A 238-nucleotide genomic window follows, 5' to 3' on the forward strand; every position below is an offset into this window, starting at 1 on the left:
CGAGGCGGCGACCGTCAACTTCAGGAGCGACGCCGCATTGCTGGACATCCAGGCCAGGGCCGTGTTCCGGAAAACCGCCGGGCCACTCGCGCTGGGAGATCCCGTCAAGGCGGAAAACGTGCAGATCGATTACCTGTCGGTATCGAAAGACACCATGGAATTGCGGCATGTGTCCGCGCTTCCATCCTGTCCCGCCCGGAATCGCCGGTACTGCGCCACCGACCCCTACGCCGACAAC

1 pseudogene is annotated in these 238 nt (G+C 63.9%); it reads left to right on the plus strand.

From position 1 onward, the window contains the following. Positions 1-37: 37 nt before the first annotated feature. Positions 38-238: pseudogene (locus KVT32_RS31460) on the plus strand (hypothetical protein); the annotation flags it as partial.

Origin of the sequence: Achromobacter sp. GbtcB20 (assembly GCF_019091095.1) — a bacterium.
GTDB lineage: Bacteria > Pseudomonadota > Gammaproteobacteria > Burkholderiales > Burkholderiaceae_B > Achromobacter > Achromobacter mucicolens.